Source organism: Moraxella sp., from assembly GCF_024227015.1.
GTDB lineage: Bacteria > Pseudomonadota > Gammaproteobacteria > Pseudomonadales > Moraxellaceae > Moraxella.
The window spans coordinates 1-2163 of record NZ_JAAELD010000006.1; the positions used below are offsets into that span (position 1 = coordinate 1).

Below are 2163 nucleotides of genomic sequence, written 5' to 3' on the forward strand. Positions count from 1 at the left end.
AAGTGGCAAATGTAAGGACATTGATATTGAGGGAGTTGATATTGAACTCTCTGGCGATTCTGATCAACCAGTGGGGTTGATGACCATGCGTTTTGCTTGTTTGTATCGAGTGGACAAAGCAGATGTAACGACTTTAATAAGTTAGGAGGCAATATGCCAAAAATGTATAAAGATGGATCAGAGGCAATCATGGTGCATGATTCTCAAATTCATAATGCGAAAGCACGAGGTTGGTCACTCGAAAAAAAGACTAAAACCAAAAAAGTTAAATCACACGGAGTAAAGGAAAATGGCAAATCATAAAGGTAGCGAGGGCGTTGTAAAAGTTGGAACAGCAACAATCGCTGAATTAAAATCATACAGCATTGAAGAAAGTGCTGAAACAATCGAAACAACAGCACTCAGCGATGCGGCGAAAACATTTACCGCTGGCACGACTTCATGGAGTGGATCATGCGATTGCTATTGGGATGAAACTGACACAACGGGTCAAGGTGCATTAACCGCCGGTGCAGAGGTAACAATGAACTTTTATCCAGAGGGTGCATCAACGGACGATAAATACTACACTGGCACAGCGATTGTGGATTCATTAACGGTTGAAGCTGGTCAAGATGACATGGTGGCAGCATCATTCTCATTTACGGGTAATGGTGCGCTAAGTTTCTCAACTGTATCATAATCTATGAACTACACTAACATCGCCAAGAGCCAATTTAAGGATCGCATCAGCGGTGATTTGTTGTCAATTGATGTGCCGGAATGGAAAGACGATAACGGCGAAACCGCCAAAATCTATTTCAAAGCGGCCACCAATTTTAAGATCCAAGGACAGATTTTAAGATTGGTGAATGAGGGTAGGCCAGATGAAGCCATTATTATGACTTTTATCTTGCGATCGCTCGATCAAGACGGCAAACAAATTTGGCGAAAAGTACACATGACCGAGATCATGAATGAGTTTGATCCAGATATTGTGTCGCGCGTTGTTAATGCAATGAATGAGATTGAGCCGGATGAGGGCGAAGCACTAAAGAGTTAAAGTCAGATCGTGATTTGCTTTTTCTGTATGAATTAGCAGAACATCTACACAAAACGGTGGATGAAATTATGGATTTGACGGTTGATGAAATTGTAATGTGGTCGGCTTATTTTAGACTGAAGCAGGAAAGGAAATAATGGCAGCAAATGCAAGTGCAAGATATGTAATCACCGCTGAGAACAAAACACAGAAAGCGTTTAAGTCGATTAAAAAATCACTTAAATCGGTGGGTGGATCAGCGGCCGCACTCGGTAAAAACATCTCAACCAAGATGCTTGCGCCGATGGGTGCGTTTGCGGGATTCTCTTTAAAGACTGCCGGTGATTTTGAGTCGGCAATGAATAAAGTATCGGCGATCAGTGGATCAACCGGTGAAACCTTAAAGGCGTTAGAAAACCAAGCCAAGGAACTCGGCCGCACTACACAGTTTAGTGCATCTGAGGCAGCTGATGCGATGGGTTTTTTATCGATGGCAGGTTTTGATGCGCAAAAAACCATGGCGGCCATGCCTGGCATTTTGGATTTGGCAGCAGCATCTTCAACTGATCTTGCGACCACGGCGGATATTGCATCCAACATCTTATCTGGTTTGGGTATGGAGGCAAGCAAAACCGGGCAACTTGCCGATGTAATGGCGAAAGCCACCGCCAGTGCCAATCTTAATGTGTTGGAACTTGGTGAGGCGATGAAGATGGCAGCACCAATGGCCGATGCGGCCAATCTCTCACTTGAGGGAATGACTGCAATCATGGGTAAGATGGCGGATGCCGGTATCAAGGGAACGATGGCAGGCACTGCGGTTAAGGCCGGAATTACCAAGCTATTAAACCCAACCAAACAAGTGAGCGCAGCACTCGATGGCATGGGTGTGAGTGTTAGTAATTCAGATGGATCAATGCGTAATTTTATTGACATCCTTACTGATCTTGAAAAAGCCGGTGCAGGTGCGAAAGAATTCGCCCAGATATTTGGTGAGCGAGGTGGAGTGGCATTATTAGCATCTACCAAGCAAGGTGTGGGTGCAATCAAAGATTTAAAAGCCAAACTGCAAGATGCAGGCGGCACAGCCAAAACCATGGCTGACACTCAAATGAAAGGTTTGAATGGCTCGATCAAGAAAC

Annotated in this window: 4 protein-coding genes; all 4 read left to right on the forward strand. The window is 44.5% G+C overall.

Features of this window, described 5'->3' with window-relative positions; genetic code table 11:
- Nucleotides 1-153 precede the first annotated feature (153 nt).
- The gene (locus tag GY683_RS00070; RefSeq protein WP_297286816.1) at nucleotides 154-303 is read left to right on the forward strand and encodes a hypothetical protein; all 150 of its coding nucleotides are present in this window, start codon (nucleotides 154-156) and stop codon (nucleotides 301-303) included.
- The gene (locus tag GY683_RS00075) at nucleotides 290-682 is read left to right on the forward strand and encodes a phage tail tube protein (RefSeq protein WP_297286817.1); all 393 of its coding nucleotides are present in this window, start codon (nucleotides 290-292) and stop codon (nucleotides 680-682) included. Before GY683_RS00070 ends, GY683_RS00075 begins: the two co-directional genes overlap by 14 nt.
- Before the next feature lie 3 nt (nucleotides 683-685).
- Complete coding sequence (locus GY683_RS00080) at nucleotides 686-1042, forward strand: hypothetical protein (RefSeq protein ID WP_297286818.1); 357 nt, start codon at nucleotides 686-688, stop codon at nucleotides 1040-1042.
- 136 nt (nucleotides 1043-1178) lie between these two features.
- Nucleotides 1179-2163 (forward strand): phage tail tape measure protein (locus tag GY683_RS00085; protein ID WP_297286819.1); only part of this gene is annotated, 985 nt, incomplete at its 3' end.